This window comes from Achromobacter pulmonis, from assembly GCF_021733725.1.
Taxonomy (GTDB): Bacteria; Pseudomonadota; Gammaproteobacteria; order Burkholderiales; family Burkholderiaceae_B; genus Achromobacter; species Achromobacter pulmonis.
Genome location: NZ_JAIFOT010000001.1, coordinates 1,154,929 through 1,179,225, shown reverse-complemented (window position 1 = coordinate 1,179,225; position 24,297 = coordinate 1,154,929). Strand labels below are relative to the sequence as shown.

At 68.9% G+C, this 24,297-nt stretch carries 25 protein-coding genes; 14 read left to right on the top strand and 11 right to left on the bottom strand.

Annotation, left to right across the window (positions count from 1 at the left end):
- Positions 1-335: 335 nt before the first annotated feature.
- The gene (locus tag K2W61_RS05425) at positions 336-1,322 is read right to left on the bottom strand and encodes an AraC family transcriptional regulator (protein ID WP_236755157.1); all 987 of its coding nucleotides are present in this window, start codon (positions 1,320-1,322) and stop codon (positions 336-338) included.
- Positions 1,323-1,584: 262 nt separating this feature from the next.
- Here K2W61_RS05425 and K2W61_RS05420 point away from each other — a divergent pair, with 262 nt between their 5' ends.
- From K2W61_RS05420 to K2W61_RS05395, 6 genes are read left to right on the top strand one after another with little or no spacing between them, the layout of a single operon-like run.
- Positions 1,585-2,772, top strand: a complete 1,188-nt coding sequence (locus tag K2W61_RS05420) for an ABC transporter substrate-binding protein (protein WP_236755156.1) — start codon at positions 1,585-1,587, stop codon at positions 2,770-2,772.
- 31 nt (positions 2,773-2,803) lie between these two features.
- Complete coding sequence (locus K2W61_RS05415) at positions 2,804-4,048, top strand: dienelactone hydrolase family protein (protein WP_236755155.1); 1,245 nt, start codon at positions 2,804-2,806, stop codon at positions 4,046-4,048.
- Between the two features lie 9 nt (positions 4,049-4,057).
- Positions 4,058-5,401 (top strand): aromatic ring-hydroxylating dioxygenase subunit alpha, encoded by a 1,344-nt coding sequence (locus K2W61_RS05410; RefSeq protein ID WP_175140143.1) that lies wholly within the window; start codon positions 4,058-4,060, stop codon positions 5,399-5,401.
- Positions 5,392-5,925: an aromatic-ring-hydroxylating dioxygenase subunit beta gene (locus K2W61_RS05405; protein WP_236755154.1), complete on the top strand. Its 534-nt coding sequence runs from the start codon at positions 5,392-5,394 to the stop codon at positions 5,923-5,925. Before K2W61_RS05410 ends, K2W61_RS05405 begins: the two co-directional genes overlap by 10 nt.
- Positions 5,922-6,533: a cysteine hydrolase family protein gene (locus K2W61_RS05400; protein ID WP_175135430.1), complete on the top strand. Its 612-nt coding sequence runs from the start codon at positions 5,922-5,924 to the stop codon at positions 6,531-6,533. Before K2W61_RS05405 ends, K2W61_RS05400 begins: the two co-directional genes overlap by 4 nt.
- Positions 6,534-6,547: 14 nt before the next feature.
- On the top strand, positions 6,548-7,354 hold the full coding sequence (locus K2W61_RS05395) for an SDR family oxidoreductase (protein WP_175135431.1): 807 nt from the start codon (positions 6,548-6,550) through the stop codon (positions 7,352-7,354).
- A gap of 72 nt (positions 7,355-7,426) precedes the next feature.
- Here K2W61_RS05395 and K2W61_RS05390 read toward each other — a convergent pair whose 3' ends face one another.
- Positions 7,427-9,202 (bottom strand): DUF342 domain-containing protein, encoded by a 1,776-nt coding sequence (locus tag K2W61_RS05390; protein WP_236755153.1) that lies wholly within the window; start codon positions 9,200-9,202, stop codon positions 7,427-7,429.
- A 330-nt stretch (positions 9,203-9,532) separates the two neighbouring features.
- Here K2W61_RS05390 and K2W61_RS05385 point away from each other — a divergent pair, with 330 nt between their 5' ends.
- A complete protein-coding gene (locus K2W61_RS05385) occupies positions 9,533-10,276 on the top strand; it encodes a lytic transglycosylase domain-containing protein (RefSeq protein WP_175140141.1) in 744 nt (247 codons plus the stop codon).
- A 75-nt stretch (positions 10,277-10,351) separates the two neighbouring features.
- Here K2W61_RS05385 and hemL read toward each other — a convergent pair whose 3' ends face one another.
- From hemL to K2W61_RS05370, 3 genes are read right to left on the bottom strand one after another with little or no spacing between them, the layout of a single operon-like run.
- Entirely contained in the window at positions 10,352-11,629 is a 1,278-nt protein-coding gene (gene hemL / locus K2W61_RS05380) for a glutamate-1-semialdehyde 2,1-aminomutase (RefSeq protein WP_175135434.1), read from the bottom strand.
- A gap of 5 nt (positions 11,630-11,634) precedes the next feature.
- Positions 11,635-12,300 carry a thiamine phosphate synthase gene (gene thiE / locus K2W61_RS05375; RefSeq protein ID WP_175140140.1) on the bottom strand — a complete coding sequence of 222 codons (666 nt, stop codon included), beginning with the start codon at positions 12,298-12,300 and terminating at the stop codon, positions 11,635-11,637.
- The gene (locus tag K2W61_RS05370; protein ID WP_175135436.1) at positions 12,297-13,106 is read right to left on the bottom strand and encodes a hydroxymethylpyrimidine/phosphomethylpyrimidine kinase; all 810 of its coding nucleotides are present in this window, start codon (positions 13,104-13,106) and stop codon (positions 12,297-12,299) included. The genes thiE and K2W61_RS05370 overlap by 4 nt, the downstream gene beginning before the upstream one ends.
- A 156-nt stretch (positions 13,107-13,262) precedes the next feature.
- Between K2W61_RS05370 and K2W61_RS05365 the strand changes: the two genes are divergently transcribed.
- The 6 genes from K2W61_RS05365 (at position 13,263) to K2W61_RS05340 (ending at position 17,585) form a co-directional block, all read left to right on the top strand.
- Positions 13,263-13,427: a rubredoxin gene (locus K2W61_RS05365; protein WP_003814980.1), complete on the top strand. Its 165-nt coding sequence runs from the start codon at positions 13,263-13,265 to the stop codon at positions 13,425-13,427.
- A 126-nt stretch (positions 13,428-13,553) separates the two neighbouring features.
- Entirely contained in the window at positions 13,554-14,141 is a 588-nt protein-coding gene (locus tag K2W61_RS05360) for a YqgE/AlgH family protein (protein ID WP_175135437.1), read from the top strand.
- Positions 14,134-14,535 (top strand): Holliday junction resolvase RuvX, encoded by a 402-nt coding sequence (gene ruvX / locus K2W61_RS05355; RefSeq protein WP_175140138.1) that lies wholly within the window; start codon positions 14,134-14,136, stop codon positions 14,533-14,535. Before K2W61_RS05360 ends, ruvX begins: the two co-directional genes overlap by 8 nt.
- Positions 14,536-14,554: 19 nt before the next feature.
- Positions 14,555-15,547 carry an aspartate carbamoyltransferase gene (locus K2W61_RS05350; RefSeq protein ID WP_236755152.1) on the top strand — a complete coding sequence of 331 codons (993 nt, stop codon included), beginning with the start codon at positions 14,555-14,557 and terminating at the stop codon, positions 15,545-15,547.
- Positions 15,544-16,848 carry a dihydroorotase gene (locus K2W61_RS05345; RefSeq protein WP_236755151.1) on the top strand — a complete coding sequence of 435 codons (1,305 nt, stop codon included), beginning with the start codon at positions 15,544-15,546 and terminating at the stop codon, positions 16,846-16,848. Before K2W61_RS05350 ends, K2W61_RS05345 begins: the two co-directional genes overlap by 4 nt.
- Positions 16,845-17,585, top strand: coding sequence for a lysophospholipid acyltransferase family protein (locus K2W61_RS05340; protein WP_236755150.1), 741 nt, complete (start codon positions 16,845-16,847; stop codon positions 17,583-17,585). The genes K2W61_RS05345 and K2W61_RS05340 overlap by 4 nt, the downstream gene beginning before the upstream one ends.
- A gap of 695 nt (positions 17,586-18,280) precedes the next feature.
- Here K2W61_RS05340 and K2W61_RS05335 read toward each other — a convergent pair.
- The 6 genes from K2W61_RS05335 to K2W61_RS05310 form a co-directional block, all read right to left on the bottom strand.
- Positions 18,281-19,006 (bottom strand): amino acid ABC transporter ATP-binding protein, encoded by a 726-nt coding sequence (locus K2W61_RS05335; RefSeq protein ID WP_175135789.1) that lies wholly within the window; start codon positions 19,004-19,006, stop codon positions 18,281-18,283.
- On the bottom strand, positions 19,003-19,719 hold the full coding sequence (locus K2W61_RS05330; RefSeq protein ID WP_175135790.1) for an amino acid ABC transporter permease: 717 nt from the start codon (positions 19,717-19,719) through the stop codon (positions 19,003-19,005). Before K2W61_RS05330 ends, K2W61_RS05335 begins: the two co-directional genes overlap by 4 nt.
- On the bottom strand, positions 19,720-20,421 hold the full coding sequence (locus K2W61_RS05325; RefSeq protein ID WP_175135791.1) for an amino acid ABC transporter permease: 702 nt from the start codon (positions 20,419-20,421) through the stop codon (positions 19,720-19,722). It lies immediately after the preceding gene.
- 28 nt (positions 20,422-20,449) lie between these two features.
- Positions 20,450-21,277, bottom strand: a complete 828-nt coding sequence (locus K2W61_RS05320; protein WP_175135792.1) for an ABC transporter substrate-binding protein — start codon at positions 21,275-21,277, stop codon at positions 20,450-20,452.
- Positions 21,278-21,345: 68 nt separating this feature from the next.
- Positions 21,346-22,563, bottom strand: a complete 1,218-nt coding sequence (locus tag K2W61_RS05315; RefSeq protein ID WP_175135793.1) for an aminotransferase class I/II-fold pyridoxal phosphate-dependent enzyme — start codon at positions 22,561-22,563, stop codon at positions 21,346-21,348.
- Entirely contained in the window at positions 22,560-23,234 is a 675-nt protein-coding gene (locus K2W61_RS05310; RefSeq protein WP_175135794.1) for an RraA family protein, read from the bottom strand. The genes K2W61_RS05315 and K2W61_RS05310 overlap by 4 nt, the downstream gene beginning before the upstream one ends.
- 166 nt (positions 23,235-23,400) lie before the next feature.
- On the opposite strand from K2W61_RS05310, the gene K2W61_RS05305 reads away from it, so the two are divergent.
- Positions 23,401-24,297, top strand: a complete 897-nt coding sequence (locus tag K2W61_RS05305; RefSeq protein ID WP_175135795.1) for a LysR family transcriptional regulator — start codon at positions 23,401-23,403, stop codon at positions 24,295-24,297.

Below are 24,297 nucleotides of genomic sequence, written 5' to 3'. Positions count from 1 at the left end.
CCTTCGGCTCCCTACGGATTCCCTCGGGCGCATCTACACGCCCCGCCATCCCCCGCCTGCCCCGTCACCCGCTCACGATGAGAATTAATGGCGGATGCCGGGGAGGGCGCGTTTCTTGGCGTTCTTGGCGGCGGTAATTCTTGTTCAGAGCGGCTTGCGGGGCCCGCTTCAAGGCGGCCGCGCGGGCGGCCTTTTGACGCTTACGTGGTGTCTTGCGGGGGGCGGATGACGCTGCGCGCTTGCGGGGGTCGCGTTATCACGTATGTGTTGATTTAACTACGTTAGTAGTTATGTGCCCGTGGCTGCGGGTTTGGCGCATGGCGCCAGGTGGCTGGCTATTTGCCGGCTTGGAAAGTTTCGCGGGGGAGTTCGCCGAAGCGGTCGCGGTAGTACTCGGAGAATCTGCCCAGGTGGCTGATGCCGACGGAGACGGCCACCTCGGTCACGCTTTCGCAGGCGCCTTGTTGCAGCTTTTCGCGGGCGGCATCCAGCCGCAGGACGCGCAGCGCCTGCATGGGGGTGGTCTCGCGGTGCTGTTGGAACAGGCGCGTGAGCGCGCTGGGGCTGGCGCCGGCGCCGCGGGCGATGTCGGTGAGGGTCAGCGGGGCGGCCAGGTGGGCGCGCATGTAGGCTTCGGCCTGGGCGATGCGGCGCGGCAGGGCGGGGGCCAGGCCGGCGTGGCGTTGCCAGGTGTTGGGCTGGTTGTAGAGCAGGTGCAGGACCAGTGTGTCTTCCAGGTGTTCGAGCCAGGCGGCCGGGGGCCTTGGGGCGCCGTCGTCCAGGGTGGGCAGCAGGTGGATCAGGCTGGTCATCATGCTGCGCCAGGCGGCGCCCACGGGGGTGTCCAGGCGCAGGGCGGGGCTGAAGTCCAGGGGGCGGGCGGCGGCGTCGCCGAAGACGCGGTGACCGATGGCTTCGAGTTTGCCGCGCGGGATCTTCAGCAGCAGTTGTTCGCAGCCGGCTTCCCAGTGCAGCTTCAGGGCGCGGTTGGGGGCGATGACGGCGGCGCAGTCGGGATGGGCATCGACGCAGTCGGCGCCGCATTCGATGCGGGCGCGGCCGCGCAGCGGCACCTGCACCAGCATGAAGTCCTGCAGCCGGTCGGGTTCGATGTGGACTTCGGCACCGTAGCGCAGCGTACAGACGCTCAGGGCGCCGAAGCGGGCGCGGTTCAGTTCGGCGTCGACGCGGCCGCCTTTCCAGGTCAGGCGATGGTCCTTGAGCGCCTCGGAGACGCGCTCGCGGGTTTCGGCGGGCTGGGTGGAACTGAAGACGCGTTGTTTGAGCAATGGCGCCAGCTCGATGCGGGACCAGCCGTGCATGGATGCCTCCGGGACGGGAACGCTCCCGTATCGCCGTCGAGCGTAATGCAATCGTCAAGCCTTTGGAATTAAGTGAATCCCGGATAGGCGTGGGCCGAATCGGATAGAGCGGGGCGCGCGCCGGCCCTAAGCTGGGGGTTGTTGGAAGGCGGCGCCGTGGCGCGTAAGCTGGCAGTTTTCATCGGTGGCAGGGTGTACCGACGGCAGACGGATTCTGTCAGCATTGCGCCGGCGGCGCCGGCGGCTATCTGGGGAATGTCTCATGAACGGAAAACGGTGGCGCCGCGGTGCGCTGGGGGCGTTGGTGGCGGCGGCCTGTATGGCGGTGGCGACGGGCGCGGCGGCGGCGGACAGGATCAAGGTGGGCCTGCTGACCACGCTGTCCGGGCCGGGCGCGGCGCTGGGCAATGAGATCCGCGACGGCTTCAATCTCGCGCTGCAACATACCGGCGGCAAGCTGGGCGGGCTGCCGGCCGAGGTGGTGGTGGCCGATGACCAGCAGAAGGCCGACGCCGGGCGTCAGGCGGTCGAGCGGCTGCTCAAGCGCGACAAGGTCGATGTCATGACCGGCATCGTGTTCTCCAATGTGCTGCTGCCGGTGATGCCGGCCATCCTGCAGTCGGGCACGATCTATCTCAGCACCAATACCGGACCCGAGAACTATGCGGGCGCCGGCTGCAACCCGAATTTCTTCGCGGTGGCCTGGCAAAACGAGGACATCCCGGCGGCCATGGGCAAGTACGCCGCCGACCAGGGCTTCAAGCGGGTGGCGCTGATCGCGCCGGACTATCCGGGCGGGCGCGAGTCGCTCAATGGCTTCAAGCGCCTGTACAAGGGCGGGCTGTCCGAGGAGATCTACACCCAGTTGGGCCAACTCGATTATGGCGTGGAGATCACGCGCCTGCGCGCCAGCAAGCCGGACGCCGTGTTCTTCTTCCTGCCGGGCGGCATGGGCGTGAATTTCATCAAGCAGTTCAACGGCGCCGGCCTGGGCAAGGACATCGCGCTGCTGGCGCCGGGCTTTTCGGGCGACGAGGACACCATCGCCGCGGTGGGCGCGCCGATCGAGGGCCTGCACAATTCTTCGCAGTGGGCCGCCGACCTGGACAACGCCGCCAACCGCAAGTTCGTCGAGGATTTCAAGAAGGCCTACAACCGCACCCCCACGCTCTATGCCTCGCAGGGTTACGACGCGGCCATGCTGCTGGACAGCGCGGTCCGGCAGACCGGCGGCAAGCTGGGCGCCGACGCGTTGCGGCCGGCGCTGCGCCGCGCCGATTTCAAGTCGGTGCGCGGCGATTTCAAGTTCAATCGCAACCAGTATCCGATCCAGAACTACTACCTGCGCACCATCGTCAAGGGCGCGGACGGCAAGCTGGCCAACAAGCTGTCGGGCACGCTGCTGACGCAATATCACGATCCGTTCGCCGCCGCCTGCCAGATGAAGTAGGCCGGGCGACGCAAGCATCAAGGAGAGACGCATGACCGCAACCATCACGACGCGCGAGGTGACCGTCGCCTCGCACGACGGCAAGTCCTTTGGCGCCTACCTGGCCGTGCCCGCCTCGGGCCACGGGCCGGGGCTGGTGCTGTGCCAGGAGATCTTCGGCATCAACGATTTCATGCGCCGCGCCGCGCAGGCGTTGGCCGAGGAAGGCTATGTGGTGCTGGCGCCGGACCTGTTCTGGCGCCAGCAACCCGGCATCCAGCTGACCGACGGACCAGCCGACATGCCGCGGGCCTTCGAGCTGTACCAGCGTTTCGATGTCGATCTGGGCGTCAAGGATGTCGCCTCGACCCTGGCGGCGCTGCGGGCGCTGCCCGAGCAGGAAGGCGGCGCCGGCGTGCTGGGTTACTGCCTGGGCGGCAAGCTGGCCTACCTGGCCGCCTGCCGCACCGATGCCGACGTGGCCATCGGCTATTACGGCGTGGGCATCGAGGACAGCCTGGACGAGGCCGCCAACCTGCGCGGCCGGCTGGTGCTGCACATTGCCGAGCAGGACGGCTTCTGCCCGCCGCCGGCGCGCCAGCGAATTCTGGAGGCGCTGGGCGGCAAGCCGAACGTCGAGCTGTACGTCTATCCGGGCATGGACCATGCTTTTGCCCGCACCGGCGGCGAGCACTACGACAAGCCGTCGGCGCTGATGGCGCACCAGCGCAGCATGGCCGCGCTGCAACGGGTGATCGGCCCGCAGTTCGATTATTCGTATCTGTGGGACAAGCACTGCGAGTACGAATTCGGCACCCGCGACGTGGCCGCGACCATGGCCACGATGGTGGCCGAGCCCTACGTCAACCACATCCCCACCATGACGGGCGGCGTCGGCTATCGCGAGCTGTCGCGCTTCTACCAGCACCACTTCGTCAACAGCAATCCGCCGGACACGAAGCTGGTGCCGTTGTCGCGCACTGTGGGCGCGACGCAGATTGTCGACGAGCTGCTGTTCTGCTTCACCCACACCACCGAGATCGACTGGCTGCTGCCTGGCATCGCGCCCACCGGCAAGTACGTCGAGATCCCGCTGGTGGCCATCGTCAAGTTCCGCGGCGACAAGCTCTGCCACGAGCATATCTATTGGGACCAGGCCAGCGTGCTGGTGCAGATCGGCGTGCTCGATCCCAAGGGCCTGCCGGTGGCGGGCCGCGAGACCGCGCAGAAGCTGCTCGACGAAACCCTGCCCTCGAATACTTTGATGGCGCGCTGGAAAGACAGCGAGAACAAGTAGGAGACCGCCATGCCGTATAGCGATCAACAATTGGGCGAGATGGTGCGCGGCGACAGTGTGCACCGCGCCCTGTACACCGATCCGGCGATTTTCGAGCTGGAGATGCAGCGCATCTACGGCCGCGCCTGGGTCTACGTCGGCCACGAAAGTCAGGTGCCCAGGACCGGCGACTATCACACCACGCGTCTGGGCGACCAGGACGTGCTGATGGTGCGCGCCAGTGACGGCCGTGTGCACGTGCTGTACAACCGCTGCCCGCACAAGGGCGCGAAGGTGGTGGCGGACGGCGACGGCTGTGTCGGCAAGTTTTTCCGCTGCCCCTATCACGCCTGGACCTTCAAGCTGGATGGGAGCCATCTTGGGGTGCCGCTCAAGCAGGGGCTGGAAGGCACTTCGTACGATCCCACCGATCCGACCTTTTCGATGCGCCGCCTGCCGCGCGTCGAAAGCTATCGTGGCTTCGTCTTCGCCAGTCAGGCGCGCGACGGCCAGGGCCTGGCGGAATTCCTGGGCGGCGTGCGCTCGTCGATCGACAACCTCTGCGACCGCTCGCCGGTGGGCGAGGTGGAAGTGGCCGGCGGCATCTTCCGCGTGATGCAGCGCTCGAACTGGAAGGTGTTCTACGAGAATCTGCACGACACCATGCACGCCCGCGTGACGCACGAATCATCCTTTGCCGCCGCCCGCGACGAGGCCAAGGAGATCGGCGAGATGCCGTTCGAGCTGCACATCATGGACGGCAACGGCGAACCCTACGAGTTCTGGGAAAAGCTGGAGCTGCGCGCCTACGACAACGGCCACGGCTACATGGAAGGCATCTTCAACCCGGGCGCGGCCGAACGCGATCCGGTGTCGCGCGCCCACTTCGAGTCGCTGACCGCGGCCTATGGCGCCGAGCGCGCCCGCGAGATCCTGGGCATGAACCGCCACAATACCGTTATCTACGGCAGCGGTTCGCCGCATACGGTGTTCCAGCAGTTCCGCGTGATCCGCCCGATCGCCGTCGACCGCACCCTGATCGAGATCCAGACCTTCCGCTGCAAGGGCGCGCCCGAGGGCGTGTTCAAGCGCGCCATGCTGTACGCCAACGTGATCAATTCGCCGTCGTCCAACGTCATGCCGGACGATATCGAACTCTACAACCGCTGCCAGGAAGGCAACGCCACCCGGGGCGGCGAGTGGGTCAGCATGCACCGTTATCACGGCACCGACCGCCGCGACGCCGACGGCATGGTGTCGGTCAACGGCACCAGCGAGTTGCCGATGCGCAACCAGTTTCGCGCCTGGAAGAACTACATGGAGGCCGGTCCCGTGGCGCCCGTCCACGGCCAAGGAGAAGGCGCATGCTGCTAGACCTGGAATTCGACGTATCCACCGCCAACCTGGCGCCGGCCGACGTGCCGGCCGAGGCCTACCACCGCATCGCCCAGTTCCTGTACCGCGAGGCGCGGCTGCTGGACGAGCGCCGCTACGACGACTGGCAGGCGCTGTGGACCGACGACGGCATGTACTGGATGCCGCGCGAGCCGGGCCAGGCCAGCCCTTACGACCATATCTCGTTGTTCTGGGAGGACCGCATGCTGCGCGACGTGCGCATCCGCCGGCTGCAGCATCCGCGCAATTGGTCGCAGCAGCCGCCCACGCGCAGCGCGCGGCTGGTGGGCGGGGTGCAGGTCGAGGGCGTGGATGCCGGCGGCAACCTGGTGGTGCACTCGGCATTCCAGATGACCGAGTGGCGCAAGCGCCAGCCGCGCCAATTGGCCGGCCGCTATACCCACAAACTGGCGGCCGCCGGCGACAGCTGGCGTATCCGCATGAAGCGCGTCGACCTGGTCAACTGCGATGATGCGCACGACGTGTTCGAGGTGTTTGTGTGAGCGCGAGCGATACCGCGGTGCTGGCGCTGCACTACCAGAACGACGTGCTGCATCCCGCCGGCAAGATCCGCGTCGGGCTGGACGCCGACGGCGAGGTGCGCCAGCGCGTGCTGCGCGGCGCCGCGGCGTTGCTCGACGGCGCGCGTGGTCATGGCCTGCCGATCGTGCATGTGCGTATCGCATTCCGTCCCGACTATGCCGACCTGCTGCCCAACTGCGCGATCTTCCGCAACGTCGCCAGCATCGGCGCGGTGGCCGAAGGCCAGTGGGGCAGCGCCTTCTACGACGGCCTGCAGCCGCTGGCGGGCAGTACGCGCGAGTTCGTGGTCAAACACACCCGGATCAGCGCCTTTTACGGCACGCCGCTGGAGGAAACCCTGCGGCTGCTGGGCGCGCGCCGGCTGGTGGTGGCCGGCGTGGCCACGCATTCGGTAGTTGAAGGCACCGTGCGCCACGCCGCCGATATCGGCTTCCATGTCATGGTGGCCGAAGACGCCTGCGCTGCGGCGGACCCGGCGGTACACGATGCCTCGCTGGCCAGCATGCGCCTGATCGCGCAGACCGGCTCGGTGGCGCAGGCGGTAAGCTGGGCGGCCACGCCCCATTGATCTAGGACCCCATCATGGATTTTTCAGGCTTTCCCGGCTTGGCCGGCAAGACCGCCATCGTCACCGGCGGCACCCAGGGACTGGGCGCGGACATCGCCCGCGGCCTGGCGGCGGCTGGCGCCAATGTGGTGCTGGTGGGGCGCAACGCCCAGGCCGGACAGGCGCTGGCCGGCGAAATCGGCGCGGCCGCGCTGTTCCAGGAAACCGACATCGGCCGCGACGAGCAGATCCGGCAATGTCTGGACGCGGCGCTGGCGCGCTTCGGCCGGGTCGACATCTTGGTGAACAACGCCTGCCAGTACAACGATCGCGGGCTGGCCTCCAGCCGCGAGGAATGGCACGCCACGCTCGACACCAACCTGGTGTCGGCCGCCATTTTCACGCAGATGGCGGCGCCGCTGCTGCCGCGCGGCGGGGTGGTGGTCAACCTGGGCAGCACCGGCGGCAAGTTCGGCGCCGCGGGGCGGGCGCTGTATCCGGCGTCCAAGGCGGCGTTGCTGCAGATCACCAAGAACTTCGCGGTGGAACTGGCGCCGGCCGGCGTGCGCGTGCTGGCGGTGTCGCCGGCCTGGACCTGGTCGCCTTCGGTCGAGCAACTGGCGGGCGGCTCGCGCGCCGCGGCCGACGCGGTGGGCGCGCACTTCCATCCGCTGGGCCGGGTCGGCTCGGGCGAAGAGATCGCGGCGGCGGTGTGTTTCGCTTGCTCGGATGCGGCCTCGTGGATGACGGGCGTGGATATCCCGGTGGACGGCGGCTTCTCGATCCTGGGGCCGGATCGCGGGATTTCCCCGCGCGCCTGGTTCAAGCAGCTGGCGCCCTGAGCCCCTCGCCGGCCGGGGCGAGGGCGGGGCGGCGCGCCGCGCGCAAAGATACCGGCGGCAGGCCGGCGCGCGTCAGCGGATGACGATCTCGCCTTCTTCCAGGCCGGCCTTGCCGCCGACCTGATCCTCCATGAATTCCTGCATGCGGTTGCCCACCTGGATCCGGGTGCCGCCACAGAAGCGCCGCGCGGCGATGATGGTGGCGGTATGCAGCGGCTGCAGATCGCGGATCAGCTGGGCCTCTTCCTCGTCCAGCTCGATCAGGTCGCGGCCCAACTTGGTGTGGGTATTGCGGGCGCGGTCGACCACGTCGCCAGCGGCGCGTCCCGGGTTGGCCTGCAGGAACAGCAGCAACTGCTCCAGCTTGGCCTTTTCCTCGTTCATTTTCAGGCGTTTGCGTGTCAGCGCCGAGCGCTTGATGTCGGCGTGCGGATCCAGTCCGGCCTGCACCAGCGTGGGCACGCCCGCCGGTGACCCGATGGTGCCCGCGCGCACCGATTGCAGCGCGCGGGTCTGGCCGCCGGTGATCGCGGTCTGCTGGGCGCTGGGCGGGCCGACATTGACGCTGCCGCCGGCCGCGATGCTGCTCTGGCGGATCTCGCGCTCGACCTCGACGTTCTGGCCGGCGCTGATGATGGCGTTGGTGATGAAGCGGGCACGCACTTCGCCGCCACAGACGATGTGGGCGGTGCGCGCGGCCGCGTTGGCGCCGCCGCTGGCGTCCGACATGGCCTCGGCCATGCCGATGATGCCGCCCTTGACCGTGACGTTGCCGCCGGCCTCGACCAGCGCGGCTTCCATGGTGCCGTTGACGACCACGTCGCCCGTCACCCGCACTTCCATGGTGGCGCTGATGTCGCCGCGCACCTGCAGCGAGCCCTGGAAGTTGATGTTGCCGGTGGACAGGTCGACCGCGTCCACCTCGACCACCGGATTGACCTGCGCGCCCTGGTGGATCAGCTTGGGCGAGCCGGCGATGGCGGCGCGCAGCAGGTTGGGGTCCTCGGGGTCGATTTCGACGCCGGACATTTCGGCGTTGAACGGCGTGTCCGGCAGTTCTTCCGGCAGCACCGGCTGGCCCAGCACGTTGCGGCCATCGATGCCGGGCAGCGGCGGAATGCGGCGCATCAGCGGCATGCCGGGCGTCACCAGCAGCAGACTGCCCAGGTCGCGGTAGTCGATCTGCGCCAGGTCATCCAATTCCTGGGCGCGCGGCTTGAGGCGATCCAGCAGACTCTCGAAGCGGGTGGGGGTGCCGCGCGTGGGCGGTGTGCCCTGCGCGATCAGCACGGTTTGCGGGCCGCCGCGTTCGACGGCCTCGGCCAGTTCCTGTTCCAGCACGCCGTGGATGATGCCCTGGTCGGCGATGGCCTGGCGCAGCGCCGCCAGGCTCACCGGCTTGCCGCCCTTGGGCGGGTGCAGCGTGACCAGGGCCGACATGCAGGTGGCGTCCACTTCCAGGTCGAACGAGCCGTCGACCAGCTTGCCCACCGGAACCTGTACCCTTTCGGTGGCCTGGCGGGCCAGCTCGATGAAGGCGATGACGGCGTGGTTATCCAACGCCTCGGTCGACCAGCCTTGGGCGCTGGCCAGGGCGGCCAGGGCGTCCCAGCTCGGCAGGGCGGCAGGCGGCGTGGCGTCGGGGGCATCCTGGGACGCGACATCCTGGGCCGTGCCGTCGTGGACGGTGCTGTCCTGGGCCGCGGCGTCCTGCGGCGCGGCATCGCCGGCCGGGGCATCCCCGGGCGTGCCGGCGGCGCTGTCCGGCACGGATGGCGGCGTGTATATCGCCGTCAGGACGTTGGTATTGGCATCCAGCACCAGCTGGAGCGTGTTGTCTGCGCCCATCTCCGCCTCCCGCCCGGCGGCTTTTCGCCGGGGTTCATTCATTTAGTAATTAAACGAAATATTGCGACATATGTTAACCCAGGAAGCGGGGGCTACTGCGCAGTAATCGTCCTGGAACGGGCACAAATGGTCTAGATGCGGCCCTTATTTCAGACCGATTGCCCCCCTCGGCGGGGCGCGTGGCCGCGATCGCGCCTCCCGCCCTGGCTGCCATTCGCCCTGGGGATGAACAAGCTCTAGGCCATCGGCAGGAGCGACAAAGCGCGCGCGGCGGCTCAGCATAAGTGTCCGATGTCATCTCCCCTTTGCTGCCGCCGGAGCGTCGACGCCATGTCCCGATCCCTTTCTTTCCTGTCGTCCCTGCCGCGCCGCGGGCGCGCGGCCACGGCCGGCCTGGCCATCGTCACCCTGGTGGCCGCCGCGGCGCTCCTGGCGCCGGCGGGCAGCGCCCGCGCCGACGAGATTTACCGCTACCGCGATCCGTTCGGCGTCTGGCGCGCCATGAAAGTGCCCAACGGCTATGCCAAGTACTACAAGCGCGCCCAGGCCCGCGTCGCCGTGCGCGGCAACCGCGTCAAGGTCTGTCTGGAATGCGAGCCGCGCGCCGGCGACGGCGCCAGCCTGCTGGGGGTGCGCCAGCGCGCCGCGCGCTGGGGGCCGACGCCGCCGCCCACCGCGCACGACGAACTGATCGCGCAGGCGGCCAGGGATTCGGGGGTGGACCGGGCGCTGATTACCGCGGTCATCGCGGTGGAGTCCGGCTTTCGCAGCGATGCGCGCTCGCCCAAGGGGGCGCTGGGCTTGATGCAGCTGATGCCGGCGACGGCAGCCACGCTGCTGGTGTCGGACGACATCGAAAGGGCGCTGGTCGATCCCGCCACCAACGTGAAGGCGGGGTCGAACCTGCTGCGCCGCCTGATCGACCAGTATCCCGGCCGGCTGGACCTGGCGCTGGCGGCATACAACGCGGGCGAGGGCGCGGTGCGTAAGTACGACGCGGTTCCGCCCTACGCCGAGACGCAGCAGTACGTGCGCGACGTCACCGCGCTGTATCGGCAGTACAAGACCCCCTAGGACAACGGCCCGTGGCGGATGCCGGCGGGCCGTCGGGTAGCAAGGGGCGGGCGCGGGCCGCGCCCGGCGTGCCGGTCAGAGGGTTGCGAACACTTTCGCGGCGATATCCAGCGTGGCCTGGATCACGGCGTCGTCATGGGTGGCCGAGACGAAGCCGGCCTCGAACGCCGAGGGCGCGAAATGCACGCCGTGGTCCAGCATGGCATGGAAAAAGCGGTTGAAGCGCGCGGTGTCGCAGGCCGAGACCTCGGCGAAGGTGGCCGGCACCTTGTCGCTGAAATAGATGCCGAACATGCCGCCCACCGAGTCGGCCGAGAACGGCAGGCCGGCGGCGCGGGCGCGCTCCTGCAGGCCCTGGGCCAGCTTGGCGGTCTGCGCCGTCAGCTTGTCGTAGAAGCCGGGCGCGGCGATCAGGCGCAGCGTGGCCAGGCCGGCGGCCACGGCCACCGGATTGCCCGACAGCGTGCCCGCCTGGTAGACGCCGCCCAGCGGCGCGATGTGCTTCATGATCTCGGCGCTGCCGCCGAAGGCGCCCACCGGCATGCCGCCGCCGATCACCTTGGCCAGCGTGGTCAGGTCGGGCTTGACGCCCGACAGGCCCTGCACCCCCTGCGGGCCGACGCGGAAACCGGTCATGACCTCGTCGAAGATCAGCAGCGCGCCATGCTGCGTGCAGACCTCGCGCAGCCCTTCCAGAAAGCCGGCGGCCGGCTTGATCAGGTTCATATTGCCGGCGATCGGCTCGACGATGATGCAGGCGATGTCGGCGCCGTGCTGGGCGAAGGCCGCGCGCACCGCGTCCAGGTTGTTGTATTCCAGGGTCAGCGTGTGCGAGACGAACTCGGGCGGCACGCCGGCCGAGCTGGGGTTGCCGAAGGTCAGCAGGCCCGAGCCGGCCTTGACCAGCAAGCTGTCGGAATGGCCGTGGTAGCAGCCCTCGAACTTGACGATCTTGTTGCGGCCGGTGGCGCCGCGCGCCAGGCGGATGGCGGTCATGGTGGCCTCGGTGCCGGAGCTGACCAGGCGCACCTGTTCCAGCGACGGCAGGCGCGCGATCAGCACTTCGGCCAGCTCGATCTCGGCCTCAGTGGGGGCGCCGAACGACAGGCCGTTGACGGCCGCTTCCTGTACCGCGCGCACCACTTCCGGATGGGAGTGGCCCAGGATGGCCGGGCCCCACGAACCGACGTAGTCGATGTACTGCTTGTCTTCCGCGTCCCAGACGTAAGGACCCTGCGCGCGCTTGATGAAGCGCGGCGTGCCGCCCACGGAGCGGAAGGCGCGCACGGGCGAGTTGACGCCGCCGGGGATGCTGCGGCAGGCGCGTTCGAAAAGCTGGGCGTTACGGGACATGGCGGTCAGGGCTTCTGGTTGCGGTTGATGGAGTAGGGCGCGGCGCAGGCCGCGGCGGCGGCGCGGATGGCGGGCGCCTCGAACAGGCCGGTGATGACGGCGACCGAATCGGCGCCGGCGGCGGCCACCAGCGCGGCGTTGTCGGGCGTGATGCCGCCGATGGCGACCACGGCCGGACGCGGCGCGTCGCGCTCCTCGACCAGCGCGCGGGCCTCGGTCAGCACCGACAGCGGCGCGCGCACGGTGTCCGGCTTGACGCGCGAGGGGAACATGGCGCCGAAGGCGATGTAGTCGGCCCCGGCGTCGAGCAGCTCGCGGGCGCGGGCCAGGTCATCGTAGCTGGAACCGCCCAGGATTAGGTCGGGGCCGGCTTCGGCGCGGATGCGCGCCAGGCTGTCGTCGTCGCGGCCGACGTGGGCGCCGTCGGCGCCGACCTCGAGCGCCAGGCGCCAGTCGTCATTGATCAGGAACACCACGCCCAGTTCGCGGCACAGCGGCGCCAGGGCGCGCGCCTGTTCGGCGCGCACGGCGTCGGGCACATCCTTGCGGCGCAGTTGCAGCGCGCGCATGCCGCCCTCGGCGGCCTGGCGCACCGCGCGCATCAGGCGCTCGGTGTCGTCCCATTCGGGGGTGACGCCGTACAGGCCGGTGGGAAAACGCAGGGCTTTCATTGCGGTTGGATCCGGTTGGGAATGCGCCGGCCCATGCCCGGCAGGAAGCTGGCGGCGACCGCGGCGTCGGCGTGGGCCAGGCCCTGGCGCACCGCCTCGGGCATCTCCAGGCCACGCGCCAGCTGGGCGGTGATGGCGGTGGCGGCCAGGCCGCCGGCATCGCCATTGCGGTCGGGCGGCGCCTGCCAGGGCAGCGTGGTGGTCTGGCCATTGGGGCCGAGCAGCACGTTGGCGTAATGGCCGGGCCGCTGCGGGCTGCCCAGCACCAGCACCCATTCGGCGCCGGCCGCGACCAGCGCATGCATCGGCGAAGGTGCGTCCCCGATATCGATGTCGCCGTCGGCGTGCCATTGGGCCAGGCGCAGATGTTCGACGACCAGCAGGTCGGTCTGCGGCAGCACCAGTTCGAGCACGGCGGCCAGCAGATCGTCGGCCTCGTCCTCGTCGGCGGCGTCGGCCGGCACCTGGGCGCGCTGGCCCAGGTGCAGCACCAGCGGCACCTGGCTGTAATCGGCGGCCACCTGCGCGGCCACGCTTGCCGTTTCCGCGGTGTATAGTCCGCCCACCTTGATCGCCTGCACCGACATGTCCTCGAGCAGGCAGCGGGCCTGGTCGTCCAGCAGGTCGGGCGACACGGGATGGATTTCTTCGATGCCGGCGGTATCCTGCACCGTCAGCGCCGTGACGGCCGCCAGGCCATGACAGCCCAGGCGGGCACAGGTGACGGCATCCGCGGGCAAGCCGTCGGCGCCCGAGGGGTCGAGCGGGCCGAAGACCAAAACGAGAGGGGGAGTAACGGGGGCCACGTGGACAGCGCTAGAGTAAGGGTACCCGGACTCATTTTGCGGAGAATCAGGGGAACCCCTATTGGGTTTCGGTAAGATTGTCCCCATTCTAATGGATGCCTCCCGCCTTTGCCCTGTAGCGGGGACGACGGCAGGGAATTGATGTAAGAGAGAACTATGCGTACTTGGATGTGTCTGATTTGCGGCTGGGTCTACGACGAAGAGGCTGGCCTGCCCGACGAAGGTATTGCGCCCGGCACGCGCTGGGAAGATGTGCCGCCGAACTGGGTCTGTCCCGAATGCGGTGCCCGCAAAGAGGACTTCGAACTGATGGAAATCTGAACCCGCAGCGCCGACGTATTCCGCCAAGGCTTGCAACGAGGGGCGGCCATGTCCGCTCCGCGCTTCCGACGGGCCACGCCATGGTGGCGGCCCCCGGCTTATCAGACTACCCACAGAGGGGTTGCCATGACGGAAAAACACCACGAAGAGGCCAGCACGCAGGCCGCCAACTTCGCCAACCAGTTCCTGATCGCCATGCCGGGCATGGTCGAAGGCAGTCTGGCCGGCTCGGTCATCTATGTTTGCGAACACAGCGAGCGCGGCGCCCTGGGCCTGGTCATCAACCGGCCCACCGACCTGACGCTCGGCACCCTGTTCGAACGCATCGACCTGGCGCTCGAAATCGGGCCGGTCAAGGACACCCTGGTGTTCTTCGGCGGCCCGGTACAGACCGACCGCGGTTTCGTGCTGCACGCGCCCGCCGGCGACTACAGCTCCAGCATCAAGCTGGGCGAAATGGCCCTGACCACCTCGCGCGACGTGTTGCAGGCCGTGGCCGACGGCAACGGCCCGGCCCGCATGCTGGTCACGCTGGGCTATGCCGGCTGGGGCGCCGGCCAGCTCGAAAGCGAGATGGGCCAGAACGCCTGGCTGTCGGTCGGCGCCGATGACCACATCATCTTCGACGTGCCCCCCGAGGAACGCTATCCGGCCGCGCTCAAGCTGCTGGGCATCGATCCGGTGATGCTGGCCGGCGACGCGGGCCATGCCTGAAGAAACCCTGCTGGCCTTCGACTTCGGCGAAAAGAAAATCGGCGTGGCCATCGGCAATACGCTGACGCGCCACGCGCGGCCGCTGGAGATCATCTTCAGCGAAGTGCGCGACGTGCGTTTCGCGCGCATCGAGGCCTTGCTGCGCGAATGGCAGCCGCACCGCGTGGTGGTCGGCCTGGCGCTCGCCAGCGACGGCGGCGAACAGCCCGCCACCGCGCGCTGCCGCCGTTTTGCCAACCAGCTGCATGGCCGCTTCGGCGTCGCCGTCGAACTGGTCGACGAACGCGGCTCCAGCGTGCAGGCGCAGCAGTTGCTGGGCACCCACGCGGCCGACGACGCCATGGCGGCGGCCGTCATCCTGCAACGCTACCTGGACAAGCCGCCGGCGCCCTGATGCCGGCGCTGGCCCGCCCATGCTCAATCCGCAACTCGACCGCCACGGTGAACTGATTCATCTGCTGACCACGGAAGGGTTGCCGCGCCGTCATGTCGAGCGGCTGCTGGATGCGGCGGCGGCCGGTGCCGCCGCCGCATCCACCGCACCTGCCGCCGACCTGCCGTTGTTCCTCAGCCTGCCCGCCGCCGACACTGGCTTGCGCCAGGACTTCGAGGCTGCCGCCGTGCGCCTGGGGCTGCGGCCCGTGGCGCTGGAGGCCAGCGCAGGCCAGGGCGCCGATGCCGGCGTCGATCGCGGCCATGGCGTGGGCGCCGGCGAGGCCGCGTCGGCGCGGGGCGGCGGGGCCTTGTCTGCCGCCACTGTGGCCGCCGGCCTGCCCGCCGGCATCCTGGCGCTGCGCCACCCGGCCAGCGGCGCCGCCATCTGCGCCGCCGGCGCCCGGGCGCCGGGCCTGCGTATCCTCAATGCCGGCGATGGCGCGCACGCCGACCCGCTGCCGGCGCTGGCCCGGCTGCAGGCGATGTTGCGGGCCAAGGGCGATCTGACCAACCTGGCCGTCGCGCTGGTGGGCGACATCCGCCATAGTGCCGTGGCCCGCAGCCTGATCCATGCCATGACCACGCTGGGCGTGCCCGAAGTGCGCGCCGCCGCGCCGCGCACCCTGCTGCCCGATGGCCTGCCGCAGCTGGGCGTGCGCGCCTGTGGCGCGCTGCACGAATGCCTGGCCGACGCCGACGTCGTGGTCGTGCTGCCCTTGCGGTCCGAACGCATGAGCGGCGCGCTGTTGCCGTCGGCGCGCGAGTACGCCGCCGGTTACGGCCTGACGCCTGCCCGCCTGGCCGCGGCCAGGCCCGATGCCCTGCTGCTGCCCGCCGCCGCGCTGACGCCGGGCATCGAGGTCGATGGCGATATTGCCGCCGGCCTGGTGGACACCGAGGCGGATCTGGTCCGCGCCGAACACGATTTACGCCTGGCCGCCCTGAGTGTGCTGGCGGGAGCCGCCGCATGAGGCTACACATCGCCAATGGCCGACTGATCGACCCGGCCAACGGCCGCGACGGTATCCAGGACCTGTTCATCGCCGACGGCCGCGTGGTGGCGGTCGGCCAGGCGCCGGACGGTTTCCAGCCCGACCGGCGGATCGACGCCACCGGCCTGGCGGTGCTGCCGGGCCTGGTGGACCTGTCGGCTCGCGTGCAGCGCCAGGATGCCGGCGCGCCGAACGATTGGCGTCTGTCTCTTTCCGAGCTGCGCGCGGCCCTGGCCGGCGGCGTGACCACGCTGGCCATGCCGCCGGACGCCGATACGCCCCAGGACGAACCGGCCAAGGTCGAGGCGCTGCTGCGCGAGGCGCCGCCCGGCCACGGCCGGGTGCTGCCGATCGGCGCCCTGACCGTCGGCCTGCGCGGTGAAACCCTGGCCGAAATGCGCCTGCTGGCGCAGGCCGGTTGCCTGGCGTTCTCGCAGGGCGAATCCGGCATCGCCGACACCCGGGTGCTGTGGGGCGCCATGCGCTATGCCGCCGGGCTGGGGCTGGCGTTGTGGTTGCGGCCGCAGGACCCGTGGCTGGGGCAGGGCGCGGTGGTTGCCGCCGGCGCCTACGCCGACCGCCTGGGCCTGGAGGGCCTGCCGCCGCAGGCCGAAGTGCTGGCCTTGCAAACGATTTTCGAACTGCAACGCGCCAGCGGCGCGCGCGTGCATCTGTCGCGCCTGTCCACCGCGGGCGGCCTGGAACTGCTGCGCGCCGCGCGCCGCGAAGGACTGCCGGTCAGCGCGGACGTCTCGGCCAACAGCCTGCACCTGACAGACGTGGACATCGGCTATTTCAATACCGATTTCCACCTGCGCCCGCCGCTGCGCGGCCAGCGCGACCGCGACGCAATCCAGGCGGCGCTGCGCGAGGGCCTGGTGCAGGCGCTGTGTTCGGACCACGCCGTGGTGGACGACGCGGGCAAGGCGGTGCCGTTCCCGCAATCGCAACCCGGCGCCACCGGCCTGGAATTGTTGCTGTCGCTGACGCTGAAATGGGCCCGCGACGGCCGCCTGCCGTTGCCGCAGGCGCTGGCCCGGGTGACCTCCGGGCCGGCAGCGCTGCTGCGTGATCTGTCGCCGGCATTGTCCGGGCTGGGCGAACTGGGCGTGGGCGCTCCCGCCGATCTGTGCCTGGTGGACCTGGAGGACGAATGGCTGGTGGCGCCCGGCGCCTTGCACAGCCACAGCCGTCATACACCGTTCGCGGGTATGATGCTGCCCGGTCGAGTCCGCGTCACCTTGGTGGGTGGCCGCCCGGCCTGGGAGACCCCTGTTTGAAGCTGCTGCGCTTTGTTCTTCGCCTTTTGCTGGTGGTGCCGTTGATCCTCTTCGGCCTGCTGTGCGTGGGCCTGGTGTATCCGCTGCTGCGCCCGAAGTCGCGCGCCTGGCTCAACCGTACCTGGTCGCGCTGCCTGATGGCGGCCTGCGGCCTGCGGATCGTCTTCAAAGGCGAGCCGCGCATGACCGGGCCCGTGCTGCTGGTGGCGAACCACGTGTCCTGGATCGATATCTTCGTGCTGAATTCGGCCCGCGCGACCTCGTTCGTGGCCAAGAGCGAGATCCGCAGCTGGCCGGTGATCGGCTGGCTGGTGGCGGGCGCCGGCACGCTTTTCATCGAACGCGGCCAACGCCACGCGGTGCATGCGATGGGCGAGTCGATGCTGGCGCGCTTCAAGCAGGGCGATGCGGTCGGCCTGTTCCCGGAAGGCACGACGAGCGAAGGTTTCACGCTGCGTCCGTTCCACGCCAGCCTGTTCGAGCCGGCCCGCGCGGCGGCGGTCGAGATCCAACCGGTGGCGCTGCGCTTCCTGCAACACGGTGAACGCAGCGGTTTCGCGGCGTTCATCGGAGAGGAAACGCTGGTGGTCAACCTCTGGCGGGTGCTGGGCGCCACCGGGCTGTCGGTGGAAGTGGTGTTTCTGCCGGTGCTGGCGGCCAGGCATGCCGACGGGACCTTGCCGACGCGGCTGGAGCTGTCGCATCAGGCACGCGATGCGATTCAGGCGGTGCTTTGAGGTTTGTGTTGCTGCAGGCTTGGACGGTTGCTTCTTGCTTGTGGTGGTTTGAGTGTTTTTCTTGGCGTCGTCGTTTGATCTTCGTAGGTCGCCCCTCGGTCGGGCGGACCCAATGGCGGGCAGCCCGAGGGGCTGCGAGCATCTAGGCTTGTCGCGCTGCCAGAGCCGTGTGCGGGGAATGGAACCTGCGGGGCTGCCCATCGCGGCCGCGCTGCGCGCGGTATTTCATTGGCACACGATTGCGACGTGCCCACGCCGCCGGGCTGCTGGCGCGCTCCCTACCGTGCTGGCACCGTTCCACACGGACACCCTTCCCACACGCGAGAGCATCATCATCTCGACGCAAGACGCCGCGTAAGCCGCAAAAGGCCGCCCGCGCGGCCGGCTTGCGGCGGGCCCCGCAAGACCGTCCTCTCCAGCCCCGATGTGCGCCAGCATGCCAAGCACGCAGGCCGTCCCGACGCCCGAGGCTACGTCTCATCGCGAGCGCGTGGCGGGGGCGGTGGGGGCTGGCGGGGCGTGTAGATGCGCCCGAGGGAATCCGTAGGGAGCCGAAGGCGTACGAGGATGACGAAGGGGCAGTCCGGAGCGAACGCGCCGGACCGCAATCGTAGCCCCGCCAGCCCCCACCGACCCCGACACGCGCGCCTAAAGAACCCAACTCCCGCGACACAACCCCAAGCGCAACCACCCATTCACCGCCGAATCTCGGCCAGGAACTTGCGCGCCCGGTCCGTCTGCGGACTGACAAAGAACGCCTCGGGTCCGCCCACCTCGACGATACGGCCCGCATCCATGAACCACACGGTATCGGCCACCTCCCGGGCAAAGCCCATTTCGTGCGTCACGCACACCATGGTCATGCCGTCCCGGGCCAGGTCTTTCATCACCTGCAGCACCTCGCCCACCATCTCGGGGTCCAGCGCGCTGGTCGGCTCGTCGAACAGCATCACGGGCGGATTCATCGCCAGCGCCCGCGCGATCGCCACGCGCTGCTGCTGGCCGCCGGACAACTGCGCCGGATAGGCGTCAGCCTTGTGCGCCAGGCCCACGCGCTCCAGCAACTGCATGGCCCGTTCGCGCGCTTCGGGGCGGCGGGCGCGTTTCAGTTGCAGCGGCGCCAGCATCAGGTTGTCCAGCACCGACAGGTGCGGGAACAGGTTGAACTGCTGGAACACGAAGCCGATATGGCTGCGCAGCGTGTCCAGGTGCACCTTGCCGCCATAGATGTCCTGGCCGTCGACCTCGATCACGCCCTGCTGGATCGGCTCGAGCCGGTTGACCGTGCGGATCAGCGTCGACTTGCCCGAACCGGACGGGCCGCACACCACCACCACTTCGCCGCGCCGGACCTGCGCCGTCACGTCGGCCAGCGCCTGGTAATCGCCATACCACTTCTGCACTTCGGAAAATCGGATCATATCGGGACCACCTTGGGGGCAGGCGCGCGGCCGGCGCGGCGTCTGCCGATGCGTTTCTCGGTCAGGTGCACCAGAGCGCTCAGGCCGAAATTCAGGATGAAATAAGTCAGCGCCAGTAGCGCGAACACTTCGAATGGCTTGGTCAGCAGCACGCTGTTGATCTGGTTGGCGGCATAGGTCAGTTCCTGCACGCTGATCACATAGGCCAGCGAGGTCTCCTTCACGGTCGAGACGAACTGGCTCAGCATGCTGGGCAGCATGTTGTAGAGCGCCTGCGGCAGGATCACGCGCCGCATGGTCTGCAGGTACGACAGCCCGAGCGCGCGGCTGGCCTCCTGCTGGCCGCGCGGCAGCGCCTGGATGCCGGCGCGGATGATCTCGGCCAGATAGGCGCTTTCGTAGCACACCAGCGCCACCACCATCGTCGTGGTGCCGGCCACTGGCCGGCCGATGAGCAGCGGCACGAAGAAATAGGCCCAGAAGATGAACATCAGCAGCGGCAGGCCGCGCACCAGGTACACCATGGCCGAGGCCGGCCAGCGCAGCGCGCGGTACGGGCTGATGCGGCCCAATGCCAGCAGTACGCCGCAAGGCAGCGCCAGCGCCAGGCTGACCGCGGCCAGGCCGAGCGTGGCGGCCAGGCCGCCGATGGGGCCGTGCGGATACTGGCCGATGAGCAGCAGCAGCCAGTTGTCTTTGAGGATATCCCACATTCAATGGCCTCCCAGCGGGCGGTAGCGCCGCTGCAGCAGCGCGCCGCCGCCCATGATCAGGAACGACAGCAGCAGATAGATCGCCGTCACCACCGCGTAGGCCTCGAAGGTGCGGAACGTGTAGTTCTCGATTTCGCGGCCGGCGGCGGTCAGTTCGGCCACGCCGATGGCCATCGCCAGGCTGGTGTTCTTGACCAGCAGCAGCGTCTGGTTCAACAGCGGCGGAATGGCGATGCGGAAGGCCTGCGGCAGCACCACGCAGCGCATGGTGCGCAAAAAGCCCAGTCCCAGCGCCCGCGCCGCCTCGACCTGCCCCGGAGGAATGCCGCGCACCGCGCTGCGCAGGTCTTCGCAGACATAGGCCGACATCACCAGGCCGATGGCGATGCACGACAGGATGAACTCGCTGCCATGGGCGTTGAGCCAGTCGGCCGCCGCCTGCGGCAGCAACGCCGGCACGCCGAAGTACCAGAACAGGATGTGCACCAGCATGGGCACGTTGCGGTGGAAGGCCACGTACAGCGCGATCAGCGCGTTGGCCACGGGCGAGCCCGTCAGGCGGATGACCGCCAGCAGGCTGCCCACCAGGAAGGCCAGGATCCAGGCCAGCCCGGCCAGCGCCAGGGTGGTGACCAGCCCCCTGAGCAGCCAGGCCGGGTACTCCCCCTGGAAGATGGCGGAGAAGTCGAAAACGTAATGCATCGGCAAAGGCTCCGGCGCGCGCGGCGCGTCAACCCTTGATCGCTTCGATGCGGAAGTCGCGTTTCATGCTGAACGGGGTGCCGGGGCCGAACCACTTGTCGAAGATCTGCGTGGCCTTGCCCGATGCCTCCATGCCGTCGAGCACCTTGTTGACCTGGTTCAGCATGGCCGTGTCGCCGCGGCGCACGCCCATGCCCCACGGCTCCACGAACAGCGCGGGTTCGAGGATCTTGACCGGCACCGCGCTGGATGCGGCCTGCTGCTTGAGCTTGACCAGCATCAGTTCGGAGGCGACGAAGCCGCTGACCTTGCCTTGCTGCAGGGCCAGGAAGGCGCCGCTGGGGTCCTTGAACGTCACCGGGTCGACATTCGGGATGAACTTGCGCGCCCCTTGTTCCGAGGACGAGCCGCGCACGGCGCTGACACGCTTGCCGGCCAGGTCGGCGGGCGACTTCAGGTCCTTGTCCGAGGCGCGCGCCAGCACTTTCTGCAGGCTCACGAAATGCTGGTGCGAATAATCGATCTGCTTGGCCCGCTCGGGGCTCCAGCCCAGGTTCGCCGCGACCACGTCGACGCGGCCGGCGATCAGTTCAGGGATGCGGGCCTCGACCGCGATCAGCTTCAGTTCCAGCGGCACCCCCAGGCTGTCGGCCACCGCCTGGCACATGTCTACCTCGTAGCCGACGATGGCGCGGGTCTTGGGGTCCTGGAAGCTGAACGGCTCGGCCGTGCCCATGGTGCCGCAGATGAACTTGCCGCGCGCCTTGATGTCCTGCAGCGTATCGGCGTGGGCCATGGGGGCCAGGGTGGCGGCCAGGCCGACGGCGGCCGCGCAGGTGATGATCCATTGCTTCATGTTGATTCCCTTGAAATATAGGTATGGGTACTGCCAACGGCGGCGACCCCGGCGCGGGGCCGCCGGATTCAAGCCAGCCGGCCGCAGGCCGCAGCGATGCGGCGGCAGCCTTCCTCGATGTGATCCATCGAGGTGGCGAAACTCAGGCGCAGATAGGGCGACAGGCCGTAGGCCGTGCCGTCCAGCACCGCGACGCCCGCCTCGTCCAACAGGAACATGACGACGTCCAGGTCGGTGCGCAACGTCAGGCCGCCCGGCGTGCGACGGCCCAGCAGGCCCTCGACGCAGGGATAGACGTAGAACGCGCCCTGCGGGCGCGGGCAGCGGATTCCCGGCACGGCGTCCAGCAGCGCCACGATGCGGTCGCGGCGTGCGTGAAACACCGCGGCCGCTTCGCCGACGCAGGCCTGGTCAGCGCTCAGGGCAACGCGCGCGGCGGCCTGGCTGATGGCGCTGACGCAACTGGTGCTCTGCGAGATCAGCGTGGCCATGGCCTTGATCAGCGCCTTGGGGCCGCCGGCGTAGCCCAGGCGCCAACCGGTCATGGCGTAGGCCTTGGAGACGCCGTTGATGGTCAGCGTGCGATCGGCCAGCTCGGGGGCGACCGCGGCCGGTGAAGCATGGCGCTGGTCGCCATAGGCCAGGTGCTCATAGATCTCGTCGGTCATCAGCCACACCTGGGGGTGGCGCGCCAGCACCGCCGCCAGCGCGCGCAGCTCCGGTGCGCTGTACATGGCGCCGGTCGGGTTGCCCGGCGTGTTCAGCAGCAGCCACTTGGTGCGCGGCGTGATGGCCTGCTCCAGCGCGGCGGGCGTGAGCTTGAAGCCGTCGGCCTCGGGGCAGGCCAGCACCACCGGCGTACCGTCGTTGACCAGCACCATGTCGGGATACGACACCCAGTAAGGCGCCGGGATGATGACCTCGTCGCCGGCCTGCACGGTGGCGGCCAGCGCGGTATGGAGCAACTGCTTGGCGCCCACGCCGACGATCAGTTCGTCGAGCGCGTAGTCCAGCCCGTTCTCGCGCTGGAACTTGGCGCGCACGGCTTCCAGCAGCGGCCGCGCGCCGGTCGAGGCGGTATAGCGGATGTCGCCGCTGTTGAGCGCGTCGATGCCGGCCTGCACAATGTGCGCCGGCGTCGGCAGGTCGGGCTCGCCGACGGTGAAGTCGATGATGTCGCGTCCCTGCGCGCGCAACTGGTCGACGCGGGTCTTGGCCGCCATGCTCGGCGACGGTTTGATGGCGCGGGCGCGCGCCGCCAGGAATTCGGTGGCGGCGCCGTTCATGCCAGCCCCTTGGCGGCGAAGGCCGCCTGCATCCAGCTCTGCGTGCGGGCGCCGCCATCGATCTCGGCCATGATGCGCGCTTCCTTGTCGGCATGCGCGCGCGCCGCCGCGATCAGCGCCGGCGCCTCGTCGGCCGCGAAGCTCACCAGGCCGTCTTCGTCGCCCACCACGATGTCGCCCGGATGGATCACCTGGCCGCCGATGGAGACGGGCACGTTGACCTCGCCGGGGCCGTCCTTGTAGGGGCCTCGGTGGATATGGCCGCGCGCATAGCAGGGAAACGCGTCGGCTTCGAACGCGCCGACGTCGCGGATGGCGCCATCCACCACCACGCCGGCGCAGCCGTGCGCCTGCAGGTAGCGTTTCATGATCTCGCCCAGCACGGCATTGGACAGGTCGCCGCCGGCATCCACCACCAGCACGTGGCCGGGCTGTACCTGCATCATGGCCTTGTAGATCATCAGGTTGTCGCCGGGGCGGGTCTTGACGGTGAGCGCGGTGCCGACCAGCTTGCCGGCGCGGTTGTAGCGATGCAGTCCGGCAATGCCTTCACGGCGCGCCAGATTGTCGCTCAGGTGCGGCGTGACGATGCCGGCCAGCGCCTGCAGGATGGATTCGGGGGCAACGGGGGCGGCCGGCAATATGCGCGTGCCGGTGATGGGGGTGGCCATGGCGGTCTGCGTAGTCCTGAAACGAATGAGTCAGACCGAATGTTCGGCGCTTTCGGCATTTCGAAAAAGGGATTAAATTTCCATGATCTTCATCTACTAAGGGAATATAAGGGTTAGCCCTTATCGGAAATTTTGGAATGAATCAGACCCTGTCGCGAAGCCCCGCATGCTGACCTTCAAGCAGATCGAGGCGCTCTACTGGACGGTGCGCCTGGGCACGTTCTCGGCCTCGGCGCAGAAGCTGCACACGACCCAATCGGCCATCACCAAGCGCATCCAGGAACTGGAGGCGGATTTCGACGTGGCCCTGTTCGACCGCTCCGGCCACCGCGCCGCGCTGACCGCGCGCGGCCACGAGGTCTATGCGCTGGCCGAGGAAATGCTGGGCCAGCGCGACCGCCTGCTGGTGCGCCTGAAGGGCCAGCACACCCTGACCGGCACGTTCCGTTTCGGCATCACCGAAATCACCGCGATGACCTGGTTGCCGGCCCTGATCCGCCTGCTGCGCGCGCACTATCCGCGCATTACGCTGGAGCCGCATATCGACCTGGGCGCGGACCTGCAGAAGCGCTTGCAGGCGGGGCAACTGGACATGGCGTTCCTGCATGGGGAGTTCGCCGAACCCGGTCTGCAGGTCGTGACCTTGCAGCGCCTCGAATTCGCCTGGATGGGCAGTCCCGACATGATCGACCCGAGCCGCATCTACACGCCCGCCGCCATCGCCGCGCTGCCGCTGCTGCGCCAGAGCCGGGAATCGGGGCTGAACATGATCTACGACGGCTGGCTCAAGCCACACACGCCGGCCAGCAACATGTTCACCATCAACAGCCTGATCGCGATGGCCGGCCTGACCGCGGCGGGATTTGGGGTGAGCTGCCTGCCGCGGGATTATTTCGCCGACATGGTCAGCGCCAGGCAGTTGGTGATCGCGCGCACGAGCACCGCGGCGCCGCAGTCGGTGTATTGCGCCATGTACCGGCGCGGGGCCGACGACGCGTTCAGCGAGAGCGTGGCCGAGCTGGCGCGCAGTTGCTGTGATTTTTCTTCGAAGGGACGGCAGTAG